General features: G+C 51.2%; 22 protein-coding genes and 1 tRNA gene. 6 read left to right on the top strand and 17 right to left on the bottom strand.

Features of this window, described 5'->3' with window-relative positions; translation table 11 throughout:
- Positions 1–96: 96 nt before the first annotated feature.
- Complete coding sequence (gene mutY, locus DW817_RS01915; protein WP_120110763.1) at positions 97–1,155, bottom strand: A/G-specific adenine glycosylase; 1,059 nt, start codon at positions 1,153–1,155, stop codon at positions 97–99.
- On the bottom strand, positions 1,139–1,624 hold the full coding sequence (locus DW817_RS01920) for an 8-oxo-dGTP diphosphatase (RefSeq protein WP_016459971.1): 486 nt from the start codon (positions 1,622–1,624) through the stop codon (positions 1,139–1,141). The genes mutY and DW817_RS01920 overlap by 17 nt, the downstream gene beginning before the upstream one ends.
- A 373-nt stretch (positions 1,625–1,997) precedes the next feature.
- Between DW817_RS01920 and DW817_RS01925 the strand changes: the two genes are divergently transcribed.
- On the top strand, positions 1,998–3,548 hold the full coding sequence (locus DW817_RS01925) for an AbgT family transporter (RefSeq protein WP_009016033.1): 1,551 nt from the start codon (positions 1,998–2,000) through the stop codon (positions 3,546–3,548).
- Positions 3,549–3,995: 447 nt separating this feature from the next.
- Here DW817_RS01925 and DW817_RS01930 read toward each other — a convergent pair whose 3' ends face one another.
- From DW817_RS01930 to obgE, 11 genes are all read right to left on the bottom strand, one after another.
- Positions 3,996–5,105, bottom strand: coding sequence for a M20 family metallopeptidase (locus DW817_RS01930; RefSeq protein WP_120110771.1), 1,110 nt, complete (start codon positions 5,103–5,105; stop codon positions 3,996–3,998).
- Positions 5,106–5,181: 76 nt separating this feature from the next.
- A complete protein-coding gene (locus tag DW817_RS01935) occupies positions 5,182–6,189 on the bottom strand; it encodes a biotin-dependent carboxyltransferase family protein (RefSeq protein ID WP_009016031.1) in 1,008 nt (335 codons plus the stop codon).
- Positions 6,186–6,959 (bottom strand): 5-oxoprolinase subunit PxpB, encoded by a 774-nt coding sequence (gene pxpB / locus DW817_RS01940; protein ID WP_014128078.1) that lies wholly within the window; start codon positions 6,957–6,959, stop codon positions 6,186–6,188. Before pxpB ends, DW817_RS01935 begins: the two co-directional genes overlap by 4 nt.
- Before the next feature lie 12 nt (positions 6,960–6,971).
- Positions 6,972–8,159, bottom strand: coding sequence for an NRAMP family divalent metal transporter (locus DW817_RS01945; RefSeq protein WP_009016030.1), 1,188 nt, complete (start codon positions 8,157–8,159; stop codon positions 6,972–6,974).
- Positions 8,160–8,228: 69 nt separating this feature from the next.
- Positions 8,229–8,996, bottom strand: a complete 768-nt coding sequence (locus DW817_RS01950) for a LamB/YcsF family protein (RefSeq protein ID WP_120110775.1) — start codon at positions 8,994–8,996, stop codon at positions 8,229–8,231.
- A 460-nt stretch (positions 8,997–9,456) separates the two neighbouring features.
- Entirely contained in the window at positions 9,457–10,671 is a 1,215-nt protein-coding gene (locus tag DW817_RS01955; protein ID WP_120110887.1) for an ABC transporter permease, read from the bottom strand.
- 1 nt (position 10,672) lies between these two features.
- Positions 10,673–11,356, bottom strand: coding sequence for an ABC transporter ATP-binding protein (locus DW817_RS01960; RefSeq protein ID WP_009016027.1), 684 nt, complete (start codon positions 11,354–11,356; stop codon positions 10,673–10,675).
- A 21-nt stretch (positions 11,357–11,377) separates the two neighbouring features.
- Entirely contained in the window at positions 11,378–12,442 is a 1,065-nt protein-coding gene (locus DW817_RS01965) for an efflux RND transporter periplasmic adaptor subunit (protein ID WP_016459970.1), read from the bottom strand.
- A 150-nt stretch (positions 12,443–12,592) separates the two neighbouring features.
- Entirely contained in the window at positions 12,593–13,849 is a 1,257-nt protein-coding gene (locus DW817_RS01970; RefSeq protein WP_009016025.1) for a glutamate-5-semialdehyde dehydrogenase, read from the bottom strand.
- Positions 13,850–13,861: 12 nt separating this feature from the next.
- Complete coding sequence (proB, locus tag DW817_RS01975; RefSeq protein WP_009016024.1) at positions 13,862–14,986, bottom strand: glutamate 5-kinase; 1,125 nt, start codon at positions 14,984–14,986, stop codon at positions 13,862–13,864.
- A gap of 50 nt (positions 14,987–15,036) precedes the next feature.
- Positions 15,037–16,317: a GTPase ObgE gene (gene obgE, locus DW817_RS01980; protein WP_009016023.1), complete on the bottom strand. Its 1,281-nt coding sequence runs from the start codon at positions 16,315–16,317 to the stop codon at positions 15,037–15,039.
- A 271-nt stretch (positions 16,318–16,588) separates the two neighbouring features.
- Here obgE and DW817_RS01985 point away from each other — a divergent pair.
- From DW817_RS01985 to DW817_RS02010, 5 genes are all read left to right on the top strand, one after another.
- Positions 16,589–16,665 (top strand) — tRNA-Arg (locus DW817_RS01985).
- 147 nt (positions 16,666–16,812) lie between these two features.
- Positions 16,813–17,073: a heavy-metal-associated domain-containing protein gene (locus tag DW817_RS01990; RefSeq protein ID WP_009016022.1), complete on the top strand. Its 261-nt coding sequence runs from the start codon at positions 16,813–16,815 to the stop codon at positions 17,071–17,073.
- Positions 17,074–17,076: 3 nt separating this feature from the next.
- Complete coding sequence (locus DW817_RS01995) at positions 17,077–17,859, top strand: ZIP family metal transporter (RefSeq protein ID WP_009016021.1); 783 nt, start codon at positions 17,077–17,079, stop codon at positions 17,857–17,859.
- Positions 17,860–18,171: 312 nt separating this feature from the next.
- Positions 18,172–19,593, top strand: coding sequence for a [FeFe] hydrogenase H-cluster radical SAM maturase HydG (hydG, locus tag DW817_RS02005; RefSeq protein WP_009016265.1), 1,422 nt, complete (start codon positions 18,172–18,174; stop codon positions 19,591–19,593).
- A 140-nt stretch (positions 19,594–19,733) separates the two neighbouring features.
- The gene (locus DW817_RS02010) at positions 19,734–20,255 is read left to right on the top strand and encodes a hypothetical protein (RefSeq protein WP_021736412.1); all 522 of its coding nucleotides are present in this window, start codon (positions 19,734–19,736) and stop codon (positions 20,253–20,255) included.
- A 110-nt stretch (positions 20,256–20,365) separates the two neighbouring features.
- On the opposite strand, the gene DW817_RS02015 is transcribed toward DW817_RS02010, so the two are convergent.
- The 4 genes from DW817_RS02015 to DW817_RS02030 all read right to left on the bottom strand — a co-directional run bounded on the left by DW817_RS02015 (position 20,366) and on the right by DW817_RS02030 (position 23,960).
- Complete coding sequence (locus DW817_RS02015) at positions 20,366–21,154, bottom strand: YgcG family protein (protein ID WP_009016263.1); 789 nt, start codon at positions 21,152–21,154, stop codon at positions 20,366–20,368.
- Between the two features lie 26 nt (positions 21,155–21,180).
- Positions 21,181–21,735, bottom strand: a complete 555-nt coding sequence (locus DW817_RS02020; RefSeq protein WP_009016262.1) for a LemA family protein — start codon at positions 21,733–21,735, stop codon at positions 21,181–21,183.
- A 146-nt stretch (positions 21,736–21,881) separates the two neighbouring features.
- Positions 21,882–22,847 (bottom strand): GTP-binding protein, encoded by a 966-nt coding sequence (locus DW817_RS02025; RefSeq protein WP_120110779.1) that lies wholly within the window; start codon positions 22,845–22,847, stop codon positions 21,882–21,884.
- A 54-nt stretch (positions 22,848–22,901) separates the two neighbouring features.
- A complete protein-coding gene (locus DW817_RS02030; RefSeq protein WP_009016260.1) occupies positions 22,902–23,960 on the bottom strand; it encodes an NAD(P)-dependent alcohol dehydrogenase in 1,059 nt (352 codons plus the stop codon).
- Positions 23,961–24,129: the final 169 nt, after the last annotated feature.

Below are 24,129 nucleotides of genomic sequence, written 5' to 3' on the forward strand. Positions count from 1 at the left end.
GATCACCTTCTTATTCTAAAAAAATAATATCATGGATTAAGACGTATTATATCATATGAATCCGCGCTTGTATACCCCATAAGGGTACTTTGCAGTTCACCGCGTAAGTATGACTCCTGGAAGGCAAGCAGCAAGACATTTTTCTGCGGGTCCACAAAGGGGCAAGGTCCCGAGGGTCCCTTCATCGACCCACACATAAGAGGGATCGGGCAAGCTGCAGGGAATCGTTCCTAAGTAGACCGTCATCTGCCAAATTTGATGGGTAAAGACATGACGATGGGTCCAGATTATCTTTCCTTCAACTGTTCCAAGCATCCGTTCCGCTTCCTTTCGGCTTTCCTTTTCCGTCTTGCCGAGGAAGGTCGGAAGCTCCCATAAGGAAGCAAGGAGACCTGTTTCCGGTCTTTTATGAAGAAGCAGGGCTCCTTGCTTACGGATGAAAAGACTTGTCACTTCATAAATGGTCGGTACCTTTTTCTTTTTGCGGACTGGCAGCTCGCTGGTCCGATTTTCCAGGAATGCGGTACAGAAATCTTTAAGAGGACAAGATCCGCAGCGCGGGACGCGGGGAATACAAATCGTGGCACCAAGGTCCATCAATGCTTCATTGAAGTCTCCCGGCCGGTCTTGAGGAATGACGGTTTGAGCGATTCGTCCTATGATTCGTTTGCCCTTAAGGGAAAGGATATCATCCGAGATCCCAAAAAGACGGGCCATTACCCGCAACAGGTTGCCATCTACGGCGGGGACAGCGTGTCCAAAGGCCATGGATAAAATGGCACCTGCCGTATAGTCACCGATGCCGGGCAGGGCACGCACCGCCTCCAGCGTATCGGGAAAAATTCCATGATATTGGAGGACGATTTCCCTTGCCGCTTTATGGAGGTTTCTAGCCCTAGAATAATAGCCCAGGCCCTGCCATAATTTGAGGACCTCCTCTTCAGACGCCTGCGCCAAAGCGCTTACGGTAGGAAAAGCGGCCATCCAGCGAACATAATAATCCTTTACGGTTTCCGTCCGCGTCTGTTGGAGCATGATTTCCGAGACCCACACATGGTAGGGATCACGAGGATGATTGGCTCGCCAAGGAAGGTCTCGTTTGGTCTCATCGAACCAATGCAAAAGGGCGGGAACCCACTCATTTTCGACTGTCAAGATGAACCTCCCGGAAAACGGCATCAAGGACCGTGCTGCCATCTTCAGCAAAAGCAATGGTGCCCCGAACCTGTTTATTCTGAAGAATCAAGGGAATCCACGTTTTATCCGCTTCCCACATGTCCTCATAAGGCAGGTCTTCCAAGGAAAACCAGCGAGGTTCCATTTCGTCGCTGGCTTCAATAGTACCGGTAAATTTCTTGAGTACATAGACCATGCCCCCATGGGACCAATTCCCATCAGACGGCTGATCAAAATATAGGTCTGCCACGAGGATCAGGTCCTTTTCCTCGGCAAAAAGACCGCATTCCTCAAATAGTTCCCGCAGGGCGCATTCCCGCATGGATTCGCCGATTTCCATCTTGCCGCCAAAGCCGTTCCATTTACCATAGCCCATACCCCGTTTCTTGCGGCCCAAGAGGATCCTGCCCTGTCCATCCAGGGGGAAAACCAAGGAAGTATCACGCATATTTGCTGCCCCCTTCACCTTTGAATAATTATCGAATGGAATGATTTTTCGCTTCCTTCTATCATACCACAGTTTAGGTGCCTTTGCCGGTTCCACCTTCATTTTACGTAAAATTTTTCCCAGTATAAAACCTCATTTCCTTATTATTTTTAGGTTTTTTATTTTTGCACTATTCATATTATTAAGTTTTTGGTAAAATAAGATTGGAACTGATACAAAACTTACGGAAAGGAGGTTCTTGAGACAGAGGGGAATTGTCTCATCACTTGGAACAACGTGCCTATCATGCTCATATCATCATCCAGATTCACATTTCAGAACAAGGAAATCCTCTTATGGACCCTTGTTCCATATGTACCCAAGGAGAGAAAAAATGTCTGAAAAAGAAAAAATGAACACACAGAACAAGAAAGAGATCAGCGGCTTTTTAAAAGGAGTTGAAATCATCGGCAATAAATTGCCCCATCCTGCCATGCTCTTTCTGCTTTTAGCGGTCATCGTCGTCATCATATCCCATTTTGTTGCTGCCCAAGGCGTCTCCGTCACCTATTTTGACGCCCGTGCCAAGGCCGAAGTCACCAAAAAAGCCGTGTCCCTGCTCACCCCGGATGGCCTGCGCTACATGTTCAACTCTGCAACCAAGAACTTTACCGGATTTGCCCCTTTGGGAACAGTCCTTGTAGCCATGCTCGGTGTCGGTGTTGCTGAATGGACGGGACTCTTCAATACATCCCTGAAAAAGCTTCTCATGAACGCTAACCCGAAGTTCCTCACCCCCATTGTGCTTTTTGCCGGGATCATGTCCAACATTGCCTCTGATGCAGGTTATATCATCGTTATTCCCATTGGCGCCTTGATCTTTGCCATGGCCGGACGGCATCCGCTGGCAGGGATGGCAGCCGCTTTTGCCGGCGTATCGGGCGGCTTTTCTGCAAACCTTCTCATCGGCACGACGGATCCCCTCCTGACCGGCATTACCAACCAAGCCCTCAAGGCAGCGGGAATTGATATGACCCTTGACCCAACCTGCAACTGGTACTTTCTGGCTGCTTCGACTTTCGTCCTGACCCTTATAGGAACCATCGTGACGGATAAGATTGTCGAACCGAACCTGGGCACCTACACCGGTAAATACAGACCGGACAACGCCCCTGTCACAGACCTTGAAAACAAAGCTCTCCGCAATGCCACCATCGCTCTTATCATTTACGTCCTGATTATGGGACTCCTGATGTTCCCAGCCAATGCCCTTTTCCGCAGTCCTGAACCAGATGGGGTCCTGACCCTCAAAGCCTTCCTTCATGACGGACTCATTCCAGCCATCCTGCTTCTCTTCCTCATCCCGGGCGCTGCCTACGGCTGGACGACGGGCAAACTCCGCACCTCACATGACCTTGTTGCCGCTATGACGGAAGCCATGAAATCCATGGGCGGATACATGGTTCTTGCTTTCTTCGCCTCCCAGTTCATTGCCTACTTCGGGAAAACCAACCTGGGCCTCATTGTTTCCTTCAAAGGTGCCGATGCGCTTGAAGCAGCAGGCCTTACAGGGCTCCCACTCATTATTCTCTTCATTTTCCTGTCCGCCTTCCTTAACCTCTTTATGGGGTCTGCATCGGCAAAATGGGCCATCATGGCCCCCATCTTCGTTCCCATGATGTATCGGCTCGGTCTTTCCCCTGCCCTGACACAGGTTGCCTACCGCATTGGGGACTCTTCCACCAATATCATTACTCCCCTCATGTCCTATTTTGCCATGATTGTCGTCTTCATGAATAAATATGAAGAAGATGCCGGACTTGGGACCCTCACTTCCATGATGCTGCCTTATTCCATGAGCTTTCTCTGCTTCTGGACCATCATGATGGCTCTTTGGATGATGGCAGGCCTGCCAGTTGGGCCGGGGGCCGGTCTGTTCCTCTAAGCACGGTTTATTCCCTGATCCTGTCTCATCTTGTTTCAAAACCATCGAATACCCGATAGGGTCCCTGCCTCTGCTGGGAGAAAAGGGACGAAAGAAACGCAAAAAACCGCTGTGGCTTATGCTGCAGCGGTTTTTCGTATTTTTCCAAAAAACAATCAGCGCGTCTTCTAAACAGCCAAAGAAAAACAGATGCATGGATATTCCCCCAGCCTTTACCCTCACTTTGTTTTATCGGCGCTGTATATTCCTTGTCGCCAGTTGATCCACCGTCCCCATTTAATGGGCAAAGGGGCAGACCGAAGGCCATCACATTCCATTTTCAAGGCATAATCAACAGGAAATCAAGAACAAGGGGCCGGACAGGGCCCCTTCATCTAGGACCTATGAGAACAAAAGGCGAAAACAAGGGCCTTTTCTCAGACCCATACAGATTACGACCGTCTTTTCTCAAAGAAGGCTGTCAATGAGCGCTTTAACAAAAGCATAACGCGGCATGATGCTGCTGATCTTTCCATATTCATCCACGGAATGCGCCTTGCCGCCAATGGGTCCCAATCCGTCGATCGTGGAAATTCCAAGGGCAGCGGTAAGGTTGCCGTCACTGCCTCCGCCGGATTTGGTCCAACCAAAAGAGAGGCCCACCTTTTTTGCGGCTTCTTCCGCTTTCCGGCAGAGGGCCTCTGTTTTTTCCGAAGGGTTCATGGGCGGTCGTTTCATTCCCCCCTCGACCATAACTTTGACGCGGTCATCAAAAGGCGTCTTGGCCCAGGCACGAAGCGCTTCATCGATGCGATGCCCTTCTGCCTCATCCTTGACGCGTGCGTCAATGACGCATTCGCAGTGGTCCGCGACCACGTTAGCAGCGGTTCCTCCCATAATGGTGCCAATATTGACGGTTGTTCCTTTTTGGGGATTGGCAAGGCCAACAATCTGCTGGCCCCAGCGTATACATTCATGAACAGCGCTGGCCCCTTGATCGGGATTGACGCCGGCATGGGCTGCAATCCCCTCAAAGATAAGTCGGTACTTGCTGATGCCCTTCCGTTCCTTGACAAGATCCCCATTGGGGCGCGCTGACTCCATGACGAGAACGGCCTTTGCCTTTCTGGCTTCCCCTTCAATGACAGGACGGGAATAAACAGAGCTGATTTCTTCATCCGGCGTGAAAAGAAGGAGGACATGGCCGGAGCTTTTCTCTCGGGCCAGGTCTTCTGCCAAATGGACCATGAAGAGGTCGCCGCATTTCATGTCTGAAGCACCAGGTCCTTTAAAATCATCCCCCTCCGTGGAAAAAGGCCGCTCCACGGCAGTGCCCGCCGGAAAGACCGTGTCCATATGACCTAATAAGAGCACATCATAGGTCTTGCCTTTGCCCCATTCCGCACGCAAGATAGGCCCCACTTCCTTACCGACAGAAATCAGTTTGGTCCGCCAAGCTGCCGCATCCAGACGTTTTTTGATCCACGCCGCTACCTTACCCGTACCAACCGCATCCCGACTGAACGATTCCAAGGCTACAAGTTCCTTGAGTTCTTCTAAAAAGATAGTTTCATTCATGAGCTACCCTCCTGTGGAAATTAAAAAGACAAAGACTTGAAAAGGGAGCCCAGCCGCAGCGGGGTTCCCCTTCAAGTTAATTTTTTTTCTGCAAGGTTGCCGCAAGGGAGTCCTTAAGTGCCGCCAGATAAGTTTCCTGCTTGGCATAGCTTTTTTCTGCCTCGGTCAGGGTGGTCCATGCAAAGCAGATCTTATCACCCGGCCTCATCTGAGCAAGACGCGGCAAATCCACCAAGGCCACCTGACCAATCTTGGCATAGCCGCCTGTCGTCTGCCGATCCGCCATAAGGATGATGGGATTGCCGTCAGCCGGAACCTGAATGGCACCAAAGGTGACCGGTTCAGAAATAAGGTCCCGTTTTTCCCTAAAGGTGAGCTTCACACCTTCGAGGCGATATCCCATGCGGTCTGCCTGCATCGTAATGGTATAGGGTTCCGTCACAAAGGTGCGCTGGCTTTCCTCTGTGAACCAATCGTATTGGAGCCCTTCCATGATGCGGATGGGGCCTTTAGCAAAGACAAAGCTGCCATCAATGGACCAGGGAACCGTGACAAAGGAATCTCCTTCCTTGGCGCTGCGTTCCATTCTTCCCACAAACGCTGCTTGATGAGGACCAATGGTTCCGATAGGAAGTTCATCCCCTTTATCGATGGGACGGCCCTTGACTCCGCCGATTTTAGCCCGCAGATAGGTACTCTTGCTTTCCATGACCTGAGGCACGTCAAACCCGCCTGCAACGGAGAGGTAGGCCCGGCTGCCGGTCTGGGCAAAGCCAAAGGTCAGGATGGCCTCCTTACGGACATAGATAGGACGATAACGGGGCACAGGCTTACCGCCCAAGGTCGCTTTCATATCGGCACCGGTCAGGGCAAAAACCAGCCCTGCCGGCAGTACCAGAACAGGCCCGCTCATGGTCATTTCCAAAGCCCCTTCACCAGGATCGTTCTGGACGAGCAGATTGGAAAGGCGCAAGGATACATCATCCATGGCCCCACTGACAAGAACACCAAATTTTTGATAGCCGTAGCGTCCCAGGTCCTGGAGGGTCGTCAGGGGTCCGCCTTTTTTAACGAGGATTCTCATTGTGGCCGGCCTCCTTCCTCTTTCTCCTTAAGTTCCTTATATTCTTCCGGCGTAATGGAATAAAACTCAATGCGGTCCCCCGCTTCAAGCATGCTCGGATGAGCCAAGTCGTAGGGACGGAAGAGATCCAACGGGGTACGACCAATGAGCTGCCAACCGCCCGGCGTTTCAAAGGGATACGCCCCCGTCTGGGAGCCCGCAATCCCTACGGAGCCAGCAGGGATGACAAGACGCGGTGTATCCCGCCGTGGTGTTGCAATTTCTGGGGGCAAGCCGCCTACATAAGGAAAGCCCGGAGCAAAGCCAATCATATAGACGAGGTAATCCCCACTGGTGTGGATGGAAACCACTTCTTCCGGCGTCATCTTATGGTACTCGGCTACATATTCCAGGTCAGGCCCATATTCACCACCGTAGCAGACAGGAACGCGGACCTTTTCCCGCACCGATGCTTCGCCAAAGCGCAGATCCTTCAAAAGCGCCTCCACACAAGCCTTGGCTTCGCGGTAACCCTTGGAAAGGCGGCTGTCTTCGGCAAGATGACTTGTGCGCGATAGAATCAAGGGATCATAAAAGACCGTGACTCCCGTATAGGATGCTTCCACTTCCCGAAGTCCCGGAAAGGGATGGTCCTTTAAGGCCTCTACAAGGGCACTGGCGCAGCGCAGGATCTCAGGATGGATGGCATCGCCAAAACTGACCATGAACGCGGCCTCCCCAATAGGTTGGAAACGGGGATGACAAACAAGTTCTTTCGCATCGTATTCCATGAAGTTTCCTCCTTAGCCCAACAATTTTGGCAGCATCTTCATGACGGTCTGTCCTGCCATGTAGAGCATGACCAGGAAAACGCCCCAACCAGCATAGAACAGGAATGAAGAATGCTGGTAGCTTCCCACAATGGATTTTTTTCGGGCCGCAAGGAGCAGGGCGCCCAGCACAATTGGAAGGATCAGTCCATTGAGTGCGCCAACCACAACAAGGACCGTGACCGGGCGACCAATAAACGAGAAGATGAAGGACGAAAAAATGATAAAAGCAATGATGAGATAACGATGGTATTTTTCAAGGACAGGGCTGAAGGTCCGAATAAAGGACACAGACGTATAGGCGCAGCCTACAACGGACGTAATGGCCGCTGACCACATGACAATCCCAAAGATCTTGTAGCCCACATCTCCCACTGCCAGCTGGAATACAGAAGCAGGTGGGTTCTTTGGATCAAGAGTCAGTCCTTGGGCAATGACGCCCAAAGCAGCTAAAAAGAGCAGGATACGCATAAGGCTCGTGATTCCAATGCCCATGAGGGAGCTGCGGTTGACCTGGTCCAAGTTTTCTTCACCGGAAATCCCCGCGTCAAGAAGACGGTGACCGCCGGCAAAGGTGATATAGCCGCCAACACTACCGCCAACAAGGGTTATAATACTCATGACGTCAATTTTTTCCGGCATGAAGGTATTGGAAAGGGCAAGCCCAATGGGCGGGTGGCTCGTAAACGCCACATAGATCGTAAGGAGCACCATCAAGCCTCCGACAATCTGGGCAAAGCGGTCCATAAGGCGCCCCGCTTCCTTGTTAAGGAAAATAAAAACGGCAATAACCGTACTGATGAGAGCACCAGCAACAGGGGAAATCCCAAAAAGAACATTCATACCGAGACCGGCACCGCCAATATTGCCGATGTTGAAGGCAAGTCCGCCGGCAACGACAAGGGCCGAAACGAAGTAGCCAAGACCCGGCAGGACTGCGTTGGCAATATCCTGACCTGGTTTTTTGGAAACGGCGATGATGCGCCACACATTGAGCTGGGTAATCGCATGGATGATGATAGTGACGAGGATGACAAAGCCAAAGCTCCCTTTGAGCTGGCTTGTAAAGACCGTTGTCTGCGTGAGAAACCCCGGTCCAATAGCACTGGTTGCCATGAGAAAGGCGGCGCCCAAAAGGACGCTGAGGTTGGATTCTTTCATATTGGTTGCTCCTTTTCAGCTAATATTCAAAAGCAAGGATCGAATCAGGAAGGACCCATGGCCCCAACCTTACCGCAAAAACGAACCAGCGGGGGCAATCTCCACACCTTTTTCCGCAAGGGCCTTACGAATCTTCTGCACAAAGAGAAGAGCCCTCGGGCCATCACCATGTACGCAGATAGAGTCAGCCTTGATGGGAATGACCTTACCGGACAGGCAGGTCACCTTGTGGTCAAGGACCATGGAAAGCACCTGGGCGATGGACGCGTCTTCATCGGTAATCATTGCACCGGGTTTGGACCGAGGCGTCAGTGTGCCGTCTTCCTGGTAGCTTCGGTCAGCAAAGACTTCCGCAGCCGTAAGAAGGCCAATCTTTTCTGCCGCCTTGATACTTTCCGTTCCTGGCTGGGCAAAAAGGATCAGGTCCTTATCGACATCATAGACAGCCTGGGCAATGGCTTCTGCTAGGGCAGCATCCTTGGCCGCCATATTGTACATGGCTCCATGGGGTTTGACATGCTGCAGCCGTCCACCAGCCGCCTTGGCAAAAGCAGCCAGGGCACCCACTTGATAGACCACCATGGCATAAACGTCCTTAGGACTGACGGCCATGGTCCTACGGCCGAAGCCGACAAGGTCGGGATAACCGGGATGAGCCCCTAATCCAATCCGGTTTTCGTGGGCAAGGGCAATGGTTTTCTGCATGACCGCCGGATCGCCGGCATGAAAACCACAAGCAATATTGGCACTTGTGACCAGGGGGATGACCTCTTTATCCATACCAATCGTATACGCGCCAAAACTTTCACCAAGATCAGAGTTCAAATCAACCTTCATGTAACTGCACCTCCCAAAAATAACAACCTAACCGCTCGGACAGTCCCTTTAAAAGTGGTCCTCTCCCTGCGAAATTTTTTTCGCACCATTTGTTTTACCACACTAATACGGAACTGTTCTAAATCGACTTCTTTATTATACGGTATCGCCGATTCTTTTGCCTACTAATTCAAAAAAATCCATTCCCCGAAAGGAATGGATTCATAAAACTGTCAATTTTTATACAATTCATCGGGGGTTTTTTCACCTTTCCCACAGGCAACGCGAAAAGGGTTTTATCTACCCGCGCTTGCAAGAGCGGATTCAGTATCCCAATAAACGGACAATAAAATAATAAATGACTGCAAGGATCACAAAATAACAAAAAGCTTTGCCGCGATCCTTTAAATCAAAACGGGTCTTTGGTGTGTGGAGAAAAGCCCAGAAACCGCGGGCTTTTTCCATAAGGATTGATTCTCTCTTATTCATAACGAAGCGCGTCAATCGGATCAAGAAGAGCCGCTTTCTTGGCAGGATAAAGCCCAAAGAAAAGACCAATTCCAACAGAAAAGACGACTGAAATAATGGTTGCAAGGACCGAAATGACAATCGGCCAGCCAATGATCCGCGCGGCAATGACAGAAACAATTGTGCCTAGGATCATGCCCGTCGTTCCGCCCGTGACACCAATGACCATGGATTCAACGAGGAACTGCAGCAAGATATCATGGTAGGTCGCCCCAAGGGCCTTGCGGATACCGATTTCCCGCGTCCGTTCCGTTACGGAAACAAGCATGATGTTCATAATACCGATGCCGCCGACAAGAAGACTGATGGCCGCAATGATAGCCAAAAGCAAGGTGATGGACTCCGTCGTTTCCTGAGCGGTCTTGATGATTTCTGCCAGATTCCGAACACTAAAGTCATCGTCTTCGCCCGTACGGATCTTGTGGCGTTGCCGCAGCAGCGTGACTACATCGGATTGGACCTGTTCAATCGTATTTTCATTCTCGCACTGGATCGTGATATTTCGGATATAAGTAATGCCCATCAGCCGCTGCATAGCCGTAGTAAGGGGAACAAAGACCACATCATCCTGATCCTGCCCCATAGAGGATTGTCCTTTGCTGTTTAGGACACCAACAACCCTAAAAGGGGCTTTATTGATACGGACAGTTTTCCCTACAGGATCTCCTTCGGGGAATAGATTGTCTGCAACCGTCTGTCCTATAACACAAACCCTGTCACGGCTCGTCAGTTCTTTTTCCGTATACATACGGCCTGTCTTGATGGTATAGTTCCGGATGTCAATGATATTAGGCGTCATGCCCTGGACCTGCGTATTCCAGTTTTGGTTTCCCGCAACAAGCTGGTAGCTGCTTTGTACGCCAGGCGCCACGTATTTGATGCCATCGACATTCTTTTCAATGGCCTTAGCATCATCATACGTCAAATGTGCCCCGCTGCCGCTGGCAATCCGCTGTCCATTGGCGGTACGTCCGCCGCTCATGACAATGAGCAGGTTACTTCCCATACTGGAGATGTTTTCCTTGACTTTTTCCTGCATCCCAAGGCCCAAGGAAACCATGGCAATGACAGCACCGACACCGATGATGATGCCCAGCATGGTAAGAAAAGTCCGGAGCTTATTGGAAAGCATGCCTTCGAAGGCCATCTTGATGCATTCCTTCAGCATATCATTCCCTCCGTTCATCCTTGATGAGCTTCCCATCCCGGATGGTCAGGATGCGCTGCGTCATATCAGCCAGTTCCGGTTCATGAGTAACCATGATGACGGTCTTGCCCATATGGTTCAATTTTTCAAAGATATCTATGATTTCCAAGGTTGATTTGGTATCAAGGTTTCCTGTCGGTTCATCGGCCATGATGATAGCCGGGTCATTGATGAGCGCCCGCGCAATGGCGACACGCTGACGCTGCCCACCGCTCATCTCATTGGGTTTATGGTAAAGCCGCGCGCCGAGCCCCACTTCAGTAAGGGCCTTCTCGGCCCGCTCGGTCCTCTCCTTGAGATCGACCCCAGCGTAGATCAGGGGAAGAGCCACATTGTCTACAGCCGACAGGCGGGACAGGAGATTGAAGCTCTGGAACACAAAGCCAATGCGGGCATTGCGCGTATGGGCCAGTTCATCATCTGTATAACGGGCAATATTCTTACCTTCGAGGATATACTCCCCCGATGTCGGGCGGTCAAGACAGCCCAAGACATTCATCAACGTCGACTTCCCGCTTCCTGAAGGCCCTACGATGGAAGTAAATTTACCCTTTTCGAAACTGACAGTAAGATGGTTCAGGGCATAAACCGTCGTATCCCCCATCGCATAACTTTTTACAATATCCTTTAGTTCAATGACGTTCATGGATTCGCTTTCCTCCCTTCATCAAATGGGAGGACCTCCGCGCTGCTGCGTCTTAACGGTCACAGTCTTGACTTCAAGTTCATCGCCCTCCTCAAGGTCACCGCTCACCGCAATCCGGTCTTCACCCTGCATAAGGACCTTGACGTCCACTTCCCGTGCTGTGCCCGACGCCCGATCAAGGACCTTCACATACTTTCTGTCCCCGCTGGTAAAGAGGCATTTGGAAGAAATGGAAAGGGCATCATCCACTTCCCCGATGATGACATTGGCCCGTGCCGTCATGGTCGGAAGGAGCTTGTTGTCCACATTGTCAACATCGACATAGCAAGTATAGTAATTGACATTGTTAGTTGTCGTCGCACTTCGGCTGATGAGGGAAATGATTCCCTTAAACGTTTCATCAGGATAGGCATCAACGGTAAACTCAACTGTCTGGCCGTCCTTGATCTGGCCAATATCGGATTCATCGACCATGAGCTCAATCTGCATCTTATCCAAGGTCGCTACATTCATGATGACCTGCGGCGTCGAAACACCGGGCGATACCGTCTGTCCTACAGGAGTCGGTTTGCCAATGACATACCCGTCAATCGGGGACGTAATGATCGTATCGTTGGTATTTGAAACAGCCTGTTCATAGTCTGCCTTGGCATAATCATAATTGGCCTTGGCCGTATCAAAGACGCTCTGGGAAATGGCGCCTTCCTCGAGAAGCTGCGCATCCCGCCGATAAGTGGCTTCCCGGTCTGACAGAGTAGCTTCTTTCATCACCTGGGTCTTCATCAGGGACGTATCATCAAGTTTCAAGAGCGGCTGTCCTGCCGTAACATGCTGATTTTCCTTGACATAGACCGCAACGATACGACCCGTAATCTTCGAGTTGATTTCAACATTGTCTTGGGCACTCAGTGCGCCTGTAGCCGAAACAGTCTGGCGTACTGTTTCCCGGCTCACCGTGTCCGTACGGATCTGTGCCAAAGCCTCTTTGGCTTTCTTGTCCTTGTACCAGAGGCCGCCAGCTGCCGCGGCTGCCAAAAGAACGGCCAAACAGCCGACAAGGATACGATGTTTCTTCAAAAAATCCACGTTATTCCCCACCTCATTTACTGTAAGCGGAAGGAACCCTTGGACCAAGGCTCCTCCCGGCAGGAAAAAGGTCCTGCTCCCCACTCCACATACTGGGTTTATGATAACAATCCTTCATGAAGAAATCATGAAGGATTGTAAAAGATTCCGTTACGAACGGATCTGTCCATTTCCACAAATCAGGTATTTGGTTGTCGTCAGCTCCGGCAGGGCCATAGGGCCGCGAGCATGGAGTTTCTGCGTACTGATGCCGATTTCCGCGCCAAACCCGAATTGGAACCCGTCCGTAAACCGTGTCGATGCATTCACGTAGACGCAGGCCGCATCAACCACTTGCTGGAAGCGGCGGGCTGTTTCGTAATCGTCTGTCACAATGGCTTCAGAGTGCCCCGTTCCATAGCGGCGAATATGGGCAACCGCTTCTTCCATGGAATCAACGATACGGATGCTCAGGCGAAGGTCATTGTATTCCGTGGCCCAATCTTCATCGGTAGCAGGAATCATGCCTTTTTCATAAGCCAAGGCCCGATCATCACCAATCATCGTCACATGAGCCTTTTGATAAGCTTTCACCATAGCCGGCATAAAGGCATCCGCAATTTCCTTATGGACAAGAAGCGTTTCCATGGAATTGCATGTACTGGGCCGATTGACCTTGGCATTGAGGGCAATGGAAACGGCCATAGCCACATCGGCCTTTTTATCCACATAAGTATGGCAGACACCGGATCCGGTTTCGATAACAGGCACCGAGGCGCCGCTTACAACCGTGCGGATAAGTCCTGCACCGCCGCGGGGAATGACCACATCGACAAGACCGTCGAGATGGATCAGTTCCGTGACCGCTTCCCGCTCTGGAATATTGATAAACTGGACGGCGCCTTCGGGAAGACCGGCCTTGCGGCCTGCTGCAATGAGGGCATCGCTTACAGCCTTATTGGAATGGAGGGCTTCCCGGCCCCCCTTCAAGATCACGGCATTACCGCTTTTCACGCAGAGTGCGATGGCATCGGCCGTCACATTGGGGCGAGCTTCATAAATGATGCCAATCAGTCCCAGAGGGACGGTAACCTTTGTGATTGTAAGGCCATTGGAAAGCGTCCGTCCGCTCAGGACTTTTCCCACGGGGTCCTCAAGGTCTGCAACCTGCCGAATGCCTTCGGCCATCTGGGCCAGCCGCTCATGCGTGAGCAGCAGCCGATCCAGGAAGGAATCCTTAAGCCCGCCTTGACGTCCATTTTCCATATCAGTGGCATTGGCAGCAAGGATTGCCCTTTCTTCTGCCATGAGTCCTTCAGCCATGGCAAGAAGGATCTTATTTTTTACATCCGCACACAAAAGGCCAAGAGTAACAGAAGCCTCTTTTGCTCCTTCAGCCTGCATCCGGACCATTCCCTGTTCGTACACGGTCACGCCTCCTTACATGATGACGAGATTATCTCGGTGGATGACTTCATCCGTATGGATATAGCCCAGAACTGATTCCACATCGCCCGTCTTTTTCCCAAGGATCTTACGGATCTCCTGGGCATCGTAGTTTACAAGTCCCCGAGCCAGTTCATGTCCCTTTTCATCAGCCACGCTAACAGTCACGCCGCTTTCAAAGTCCCCTCTGACAGCCTTGATGCCGACCGGAAGAATGCTGCAGCTGCCTTTTTGCTTGAGGGCCTTTTCAAGGCCAGCATCGACAATGAGCGCACCCTCCACCTTAGCGCCAAAAGCCAGCCACTGTTTCCGGGCCTGGAGATGAGAAATATGGGGAACAAAAAGGGTCCCCACGGCATCTCCCCGAAGGATCTGGCGCAGCACCTCCGGGTCTTCCCCGGAAGCAATGACAAGGGCAATCCCCGAAGAATTGGCGACCTTTGCCGCTTGAATTTTCGTAATCATCCCGCCAGTCCCATTCTTGGAACCAGCACCGCCGGCCATGGCTTCCAGTTCCGGAGTGATTTCGGGCACCTCCGAAATGAGGCGGGCATCAGGATGGCTCTGAGGATTGGCAGTATAAAGACCGTCCACATCAGAAAGAAGGATATCGACATCAGCGTCGACGATTCCGGCTACCAAGGCGGAAAGATTGTCATTGTCACCAATCTTGAACTCATCAATAGCGACAACGTCGTTTTCATTGACAACCGGAATGACGCCCCATTCAAGCAGTTTTTGGAAGGTATTGCGGGAATTGGCATAATGATGGCGGTCAAGCGTGTCCGCACGGGTCAGGAGGACCTGGGCCACGGTCTGGCCATACTCGGCAAAAAGCCGCTCATAAATATGCATCAAAATACCCTGTCCCACGGCGGCGCAGGCCTGTTTACCTGGCATGTCCTTGGGCTTTCCCTCAAATTTTAGGCGGCCAACGCCAACAGCACCGGCACCGCTGGAAACAAGGATCATTTCATGGCCGCTGTTCTGCAGATCCGCCATAATCCTTGCCAGCTTTTCAATCTTTTCGTAATTGACCTTGCCATTGGGGTAGGTAATGGTACTCGAACCTACCTTGATGACAATCCGTTTTGCCTTTGCCAGTTTTTCCCTTTCCATCTGCTCACCTTCCTATTCCTACTCGTTTGGGATACCTGCGTTGGGGACCCTCAGTAACGATCCTCAAACTCAAAGATCATGTCACCGATCTTGACTGACTGTCCTTCTTCAATGCCCTTTTCCTTCAGGGCCTTTTCAATGCCGAGACGGCGCCAGATGAGCTGGAACCGGTACACCGCTTCTTCGTTATCAAAATTGGTCATGGCCACAAGGCGCTCAATGTTCTTGCCCTTGACTTCAAAATCAGCGTCCTCTGCATCCGTAAGGATCTCAAATGAATCGGGATCCACTTCCTTGAGGTGCCCCACTTCCAGCATCTCCTCGTCCCGCGGGGCCTTTTGAAGCATTTCAAAAGCCTTATACATGACGGTACGCAATCCATCACCCGTTGCAGCTGATGCTTTCATGATGGGATAGCCCTTTTCCGTAACATATTTTTCCAAGGCAGGATAATTTTCTTCTGCTCCAGGCAAATCCATCTTATTGGCAACGACAAGTTGGGGCCGTTTGACCAGTTTGTCACTGTAAAGGGCCAATTCCTCATTGATTTTCTTGAAATCTTCCACAGGGTCACGTCCTTCACTGCCGCTTGTATCGACAATATGAAGGATGACCCGCGTCCGTTCTATATGACGCAGGAAGTCATGCCCCAGACCGACCCCTTTGCTGGCCCCATCAATAAGTCCAGGCAGATCGGCAAGGACAAATGAGTTTTCCTCATCAAGGCGCACCACGCCAAGGACAGGAGTCAGCGTCGTAAAATGATAGGCCGCAACCTCTGGTCGTGCCGCTGAAACACGGGCAACAATGCTTGATTTGCCCACACTGGGATAGCCCACCATACCGACATCGGCCAATAGTTTCAGCTCTAGGCGCAGCCAACCTTTAGTCCCCGGCTCACCTTTTTCCGCGAAGGTCACGCCCTGTTTGGTACTTGTCACATAGCAGGCATTGCCTTTACCGCCGCGTCCGCCCTTAGCAGCAAGGAAACGGTCCCCTTCGTGGGAAAGGTCCGCCAAGACGACCCCCGTTGCATCATCAATGACAACAGTGCCCATCGGTACCTTGACTTCCACATCGGGAGCCTTGGGACCTGTGCAGTTTTTGGCCGAACCATTGCCGCCGCGGGAAGCAACAAATTTTCGTTTATAGCGAAAATCAACAAGGGTATTGAGATCCTTATAGGCTACCAGATAAACACTCCCACCGCGTCCGCCGTTACCGCCGTCAGGACCGCCGTGAGCGACAAATTTCTCACGCCGAAAACTGGAAGCTCCGTCGCCGCCGCTTCCTGCTTCTACATAGATCCTAGCTTTATCCGTAAATAACATGATTGTATCCTTCCTAAAAACATAAAAATAATGGAAATGTAGGGTTTTATTATACAATAAAGCCAGTAAAATTACCACGAGGAGCCCCTTTTCCCTATGAAATACGGGCCTAGGCGCATAGCAAGTAACAAAAGAAACAAAAGGCCAAGAAAACGGCTTGCCGATAAAAAACAGGGAACCCTTTGCAAGGGAATACTGACCCAGGAAAATATTTTAAAAAAAGCGTTGACAAAAATAAGACCATCGAGTACAATAATGACTGTTCGGTTATGACTCCGTAGCTCAGCTGGATAGAGCGTTTGGCTACGAACCAAAAGGTCGAGTGTTCGAATCACTCCGGGGCCACCAATTGAATTCAGCCGTGGAACAGACGTTCCACGGTTTTTTATTGTCCTTTTCGAAGGTTCCCAATTGACAAAAGGGGCAGGCTGGCTATACTATACTCTTGTTAGGTATAACTAACTTTTCTTGCAATCTAAAGAAGGAGTGACCCTTATGGTAAAAAACATCATCCATATTGAAGGCATGTCCTGTGGGATGTGCGAAGCCCATATTGCCGATACGATTCGGCACGCTTTCCCCCATGCCGCCCACGTATCAGCTTCCCGTTCCAAGAAAGAAGCCACTTTTGTGACAGAAACCCCTGTCGAGGAAGCCGTGATCAAAAAGGCCATTGATGAGACAGGCTACACCTATAAAGGCATGAAGACCGAGCCTTATGAAAAGAAAGGCTTCTTCTCCCGCCTTTTTGGCTAAGCCATGAATGGTTCTGTTTTCTGGGGCGTCATCATCCCCTTTATGGGAACAAGCCTCGGCGCCTGCTTCGTTTTTTTCCTGAAAAAAGGACTCAGCGAAAAAGTAAACCGGGCGCTCACGGGATTTGCGGCCGGGGTCATGACGGCGGCTTCTTTCTGGAGCCTTCTCGCACCGGCTCTGGAATTTTCACAAGCCCTCGGCCGCTGGGCCTTTCTGCCAAGCTTCATTGGCTTTTGGATTGGGGTCTTCTTTCTTCTTATCCTAGATCATGCCATCCCCCATCTGCACCAGATGAGTACGGAACCGGAAGGCCCTGTGACAAAACTCGATAAGACTCTCCTCATGCTCCTTGCCGTCACGATTCACAACATTCCGGAAGGAATGGCGGTTGGTGTCGTCTACGCCGGTTATGCAAGCGGCAATTCCCTCATTTCCCTGTCCGCGGCCCTCGCCCTTTCCCTCGGGATTGCCATCCAGAACGTACCGGAAGGGGCCATCATTTCCATGCCCCTTTACGAACGAGGCTGGAGCCTTAAAAAAGCGGCTTTCTACGGTATCCTCTCGGGCATTGTTGAACCCATCGGCGCGGTTCTAACCATTTACTTTGCCACGCAGATCATTCCTCTCATGCCTTATTTCTTGAGCTTTGCCGCCGGTGCCATGCTCTATGTCGTCGTCGAAGAGCTCATTCCGGAAATGAGCCAAGGCCACCACTCTGACATTGGTGTCCTATGCTTTTCCTTAGGATTTTCCGTCATGATGGTCCTTGACGTCGCCTTGTCCTGATAATCCTCTTTTCTTACTCGGAGCAAAAATCAATCCGATTCGCTGCCATTACGTGCCCCCACTGCTTAAGAATGGAAACAATGCCGTAAAAAAAGAGGCTGTAAAAAGTGCACCGTTCATTTTTCACAACCTCTTTTTGTTGCATAACTTTTATTTTTGCAGTAAAATAACAAAAACTCCCTGCGTACAAGGACCCCCAAGTACTAAGGCAGTGAATGGACCGATTCTGTTTGCATGCCTTTTTGGCATGCTTTTTTTGTGCCCACACCACTGTTTGGGAAATCAACCATCCAAAGGAGAGAATCATCCACTATGACCATTCCCTACAACCCCGCCTCCTCGAAAGCTGATGAATTCATTAACCACGAGGAAATCATGGAAACCCTCGCCTATGCTGACGAAAAGAGTCAAGACAAGGAATTCTGCCTGTCCCTTGTTGAAAAAGCCAGCCACCTGAAAGGCCTGAGCCATCGGGAAGCCTCCGTGCTCCTTAAGAGCGAGGACTCGGACGTGACGGAAGCCATCTATGACCTTGCCCGTAAGATCAAGGATAAGATCTATGGTCAGCGCATCGTCCTATTTGCGCCCCTTTATCTTTCAAACTACTGTATCAATGGGTGTGTCTACTGTCCCTATCATGCCAAGAACCGACACATCGCCCGGAAGAAACTGACGCAGGAAGAAATTGTCCGGGAAGTGACGGCCCTGCAGGATATGGGGCACAAGCGCCTGGCCCTTGAAACAGGCGAGGACCCTGTCAACAATCCGATTGAATACGTTCTTGAAAGTATCCATACTATTTACAGTATCAAACATAAAAACGGGGCTATTCGCCGCGTCAATGTCAACATCGCCGCGACAACCGTGGAAAATTACCGTAAGCTCAAAGAAGCAGGCATTGGCACCTATATCCTCTTCCAGGAAACCTACCATCGGAAAAATTACGAAATCCTGCATCCCCATGGACCCAAGCATGACTATGCTTATCACACGGAAGCCATGGACCGTGCCATGACAGGGGGGATTGACGACGTTGGAGTCGGTGTCCTTTATGGACTCAACAACTATCGGTATGACTTTGCCGGCCTTCTCATGCATAAGGAACACCTGGAAGCCGTCTTCGGTGTTGGCCCCCACACCATCAGCGTTCCCCGCATTCGTCCGGCTGATGATATTTCCGTGGATGCGTTCCCCAACTCCATTTCCGATGACCTCTTCAAAAAAATCATTGCCATCCTTCGTATCACGGTTCCCTATACAGGTATCATCATATCGACCCGTGAATCTGCCAAAACCCGTGCTTCCGTCATCGAAGTCGGGGTTTCCCAGATCAGCGGGGCTTCCCGTACGAGTGTCGGCGGTTATGCCGAAGAAGAGGAAGAAGATTCTGCCCAGTTTGAAGTGAACGACAATCGAACTTTGGATGAAGTCATCAACTGGCTCCTGACGGACGGGTACATCCCGAGCTTCTGTACGGCCTGCTACCGAGCCGGTCGAACAGGAGATCGCTTCATGTCCCTTGCCAAGACAGGGGAAATCTCCAACTGTTGCCAGCCAAATGCCCTCCTTACGCTGAAAGAGTATCTTGTAGACTACGCCTCGGATGATACTCGCAAAAAGGGAGAAGACGTCATTGCAAAGGAGCTGGATAAGATTCCCAATCCCCAGGTTCGGAGTACCTGCCAAGCTTACCTAGATAAAATCATTCACGGGGAAAGAGATTTCCGCTTCTAATATTTTGTAATAAATATTACATAATAATTTCTTATTTTCGTTGTCTTTGCGTCAAATTCGTGAAATTCTCAGCTTTTCATAGTTCCTTCATCTTTCTTATCGTATAATAATTACATGTGATTTGAGAGGAGTGTATATCCATGAACATGAAAAAATATGCTGTAACCGCGGCTGTTGCTGCTGTTCTTTCCGGTACCTTTGCTGGCACCGTCCCCGCCTTTGCTGCTGGCGTTTCTACTACGATTGCAGCCAAACAGACGGCTGTAACAAACGCCCAGAAAGTCGTTCCTGCAGCGGCCAAACTTGTCAGTGCCAAGACTGATGACAATGAATTCGAGCTGGAATTCCTGGATCCTGACACCTTGGAACGCTATGAAGTCGAAGTCGATCGAGCCACCCAGAAAGTCAAGGAAGTCGAAGTCAAGAGCTCCAACTATCCTGGCAGTGTCACCGTTTCGAAGACGGAAGAAGACGTCAAGGAAGCCATCAAGGCTCGTTATGCTGACGCCCGCAACATCGTCGTCACGAAAAAAACCGATGATAAGGATGGCACCCCCTTTGTTGTCTACAAAGCCACCTTTGAAACCGATGCCTTTACGGGAGAAGCCCTGCTGAACCCGGCAACCTGCTACATTGGCTATCAGGAACTGACCTACAAATAAGTCAAACCTAAAAATGGCTGCTCTATTGGGCAGTCATTTTTATTTGTCCAAAAACCCATTCCCAGATAGACAAAAACGTACCCGTGGAAATCCATGAGTACGTTTCTTTGTTACCAGCTACGACTGGAACCGCCGCCCCCACCGGAGCCGCCGCCAAAACTGCCTCCACCGAAGCCGCCGCCCCCGCCAAAGCCACCGCCGCGGCCACCGCCGCGAAAGAAGAAAAGGTAGAGCAAGGTTCGGAAGATGGCACCGCCAAAGAGCAGGCGGTCCACCAAAAAGAGCAGCACAATACCCCCAAAAAGGATAAGCCGCGTCAAAAAAGGCAGACCTTCCGATTGTTCCTGGGGCTGGGGCTGGCTCGTTCCTTCTACGGGAAGGTCCTTGACACTCAGGCCATAGCCTTTCGCCACGGTCTGGAGGACGGCGGAATAGCCGTTCAGGATTCCTTCGTCATAATTACCCTTACGGAAGGAAGGCAGCATGTACTGATCCTGGATTCGCCCTGTGAGGCCGTCAGGAAGGACGCCTTCCAGACCATAGCCCACTTCAATGCGGCTCTTTCGGTCCTTGGTGGCTACAAGAAGGAGAACGCCATTATTTTCTTTTTTATCGCCAATGCCCCATTCGCGCAGAACAGAAAGCCCATAGTCTTCTATGCTTTCCCCGTCAAGGGTCGGCACGGTAAGGACAACGACCTGTGTCTTGGTCCTTTTGGCAAGGGCGGAACTATAGGCGAGGATGATCTGTTTCGTCCGACTGGAAAGGACGCCTGCCTCATCGACGACATAAATATCCCGCGCCGGTTTGGGCGGAATCCCGGCGGCCTGCCCCAAACCCCAAGGCAGGAAAAAAATCACCTGGAGGACAAGGAGCAGCCATAAGAGTTTCTTTTTCATGGGAATGTCTCCTTCCCTCGATGACCTTAGAACTTCACCTGCGGAACCGTCTTGGCCCCTTCATCAGCCTTGAAATAATCCCGGTCCGTAAAACCAAACATACCAGCAAGGATGTTTGTCGGGAAGGATTTGATCTTGGCATTGAAGGTCTGGACGGACTGGTTGTAGTCACGGCGGGCTACAGCAATGCGGTTTTCCGTCCCTGCCAATTCATCCTGGAGCTGAAGGAAGTTCGTATTGCTCTTAAGGTCCGGATAGTTTTCAGCAATGGCAAGAAGACGGGACAGGGCCCCATCGAGTTCTCCGCTTGCTGCCGCGGCATCAGAGACATTCCGCGCACCGGCCAGTTTAGCCCGAGCATTTGCCACATCGGCATAGACCTGCGTCTCATGAGCGGCATAGCCCTTAACCGTATTCACAAGGTTGGGAATGAGATCATTGCGGCGCTGGAGCTGGTTTTCTACTTGGCTCCACTGGCCCGTTACCTGTTCATTGGCACTGACAAGCCCATTGTAACTACCCATCAAGGTGCCCCCGATAAGGACGACAACAGCAAGAAGGACAAGCAAGATTTTTTTCATAGGTTTCCCACACTTTCTAATTGAGTTGAAAAAAGCATACCCCGTATGGGTACATTTCGATTGTAGCGGATTTTGCCCGTTCCTGTCAAGTGACGTTCATGTGACAAACCTCCTCGGCTTGTTAGGCCCAGGAGGTTTCTTGGTCATCAATCGGCTATATTTGCAAAATAATCGCGTACCGCCCCTTCATCAAGTTCTTTTCCAATAAGAGTGACATTCGCGCCTTCCTGCGGGGAAAAGCCGGAAATCATCCAGTGGTCTTCCACGAGGTCAAAGCGGACCCAGTCCCCTCCGCAGGGAAGATACCCCTTGGCCCGGGGAATCCTGCCAAAAGCTCCTTTGGTCACAAGGTCCAAAAAGCGCATGAGATAAAGAGGATGGCGTACAAAAACGTCCGTCAAGGTAACCGTTTCCACAGGATTTTCCTCGTGATGGCAGTCCTCATGAGTGTGTCCAGGGCCATGACTGTGGTGAGCTTCTTCCCCTTTTTCCCCGCAGGTCCCAGGATTTTCTTTTTTCCGCTGCCGCTCCAAACGGCGCCGAAAAAAAGCGTCCGGCAGGGCCGTGTAGTCGCCTGTTATAATTTCTGCCTCGGGAGAAAGCTCATGGAGGGCCTTGTGGAAGCGGGCAATCTCGCTTTCTTCCAGATGCTCTGATTTTGAGAGGATGAGGACGGAGGCATGGCGAATCTGTTCCAAGCGAAGATCACTGAAGCGGTCCTTTTCCATAAAGAAGGTCGTTGCGTCCACAATCGTTATGGGAGGCAGGAGGTCGATGGCGTCATAGAAAAGCCCTTCGATGGCTGCCATGAGGATGCTGAGTCTAGCCGCTCCTGTGGGCTCGACGATGAGGACTTCCGGGTCCAGGGCGGAAAGGATGGTCATGAGGTTTGTGAGAAAATCAGCTTTTCCCGTACAGCAGACGCAGTTTTCCGTCATTTCATAGACGTTCAGGCTCCGTTCCCCCTCCTGGAGGACCTTGACATCGATATCCGTTTCGCCAATTTCATTTTCAAAAATGACAAAATCCACATCAAGGAGGGTGTCCGTCATATGGCGGATAAAGGAGGTTTTTCCAGCGCCGAGGAATCCGGATACAATAAGGACTTTCATGATAGCCTCCTGGATGGAAAAAGGAGGGCCCCATCCCCTCCCCTTTGCTGCTTATTATTTCCAAATGACGACCGGTTTGATGAGATCCCGCGGTTTATCGCGCATCATAAAGAGCGCTTCTTCGACGTGATCCATGCCTTCAAAGACGTGGGTGACTTCCTTATGGAGATCGAGGCGACCGCTCGTGACAAGGCTCGCCAGTTTTTCCATGCGCAGCCGTCCGCCCGGCATGAGACCGCCGGAAATGGTCTTGTTCGACATGCCAGCGCCCCATTCCACGCGAGGGATCTTGACATAGTCTCCGGAACCGAGGTAGTTAACGTTGCCAATCCGTCCGCCTGGCTTCAGGCACTTGATGGCTTCGCTGAAGGTATCCACGTTGCCGCCGGCAATGCAGACGCGGTCCACACCGGCGCCATTTGTCCGTTCCAAGACCTGTGCAAAGATGGGGCCATCCTTGTAGCTGATAAATTCATCAGCCCCATAAGCTTTGGCCACTTCCATACAGACAGGACGCGTCCCCACCGCCATGATACGGCTGGCCCCTCTCAGGGCGCAGGCACGGACCGCCATGAGGCCCACAGGACCAATACCGATGACAAGGACCGTATCGCCAAACTGGACATCAGCCTGTTCGACGGCGTGGAAGCCCGTCGGAACCATATCAGACATGATGCATGCGTCAACAGGATCCATGCCCTCCGGCAGATGGGCCAGGTTGCCATCCGCATCATTGACATGGAAGAAATCAGCAAAGACACCATCTTTATAATTGGAGAATTTCCAACCGCCGAGCATACCGCCTGAATGCTGCTGCCACCCAGCCTGGGCAGCGGCGGAACTCCAATCCGGCGTAATGGCCGGAACAAGGACCCGGTCCCCCGGCTTGAAATCCTTGACCAAGCTGCCCACTTCTACAACTTCAGCGCAGCATTCATGGCCCAAGATCATGTTGTGCCGTTCGCCAATGGCTCCGGACCATAAGGTGTGAACATCGGAAGAACAGATGGCAACCGCGATAGGGCGGCAAATCGCATCAAGAGGACCGCAGACAGGCCGTTCTTTTTCGATCCATCCGGATTCACCGATTTTCAACATAGCATATCCTTTCATGGGAGCACCTCCTTGCTGTCGTAAAGTTCTTATAATTATCGATTTTATCAATTGTTGCTTTTATTATTACAGATACATCAGGTTCCGTCAATGACAAAAATCCGCACGCCCCAACAAGGTTTCATCGACGTTCCGCGGTCCTTACTTTTCGCGGGACATCAAAGACCTC

The organism is Acidaminococcus sp. AM33-14BH, assembly GCF_003603525.1.
Classification (GTDB): domain Bacteria; phylum Bacillota; class Negativicutes; order Acidaminococcales; family Acidaminococcaceae; genus Acidaminococcus; species Acidaminococcus intestini.